Genomic DNA, 249 nt, shown 5'->3' on the forward strand with positions numbered 1-249 from the left:
TCTGCGGACGGGCAACCCGGGTAAACTTTTGACCAATCCCGTTCTCATAACAGGCTACACCGAAAGCATGGTTGGCCGAGCCTTTATATTCCGTACCGTTGTCGGAGTAAACGCACTCAATCAGGTAGGGGCAAGGATCAATCAGGTGTTCGGTCAGAAACTTGGCGGCACTGTCTGCGGTTTTGTCCGGCAGGATGGCGGCGTATAGCTCCCTTGAGAAATCGTCGATGGCGACAAACAGGTAATCCC

Annotated in this window: 1 protein-coding gene; it reads right to left on the minus strand. The window is 53.4% G+C overall.

Features of this window, described 5'->3' with window-relative positions; translation table 11 throughout:
* Nucleotides 1–249 (minus strand): DDE-type integrase/transposase/recombinase (locus ACTHTQ_RS11545; protein WP_440363994.1); only part of this gene is annotated, 249 nt, incomplete at both ends.

The sequence above is a fragment of the Neisseria sp. P0020.S003 genome, assembly GCF_051957095.1.
GTDB classification, from domain to species: Bacteria; Pseudomonadota; Gammaproteobacteria; order Burkholderiales; family Neisseriaceae; genus Neisseria; species Neisseria subflava.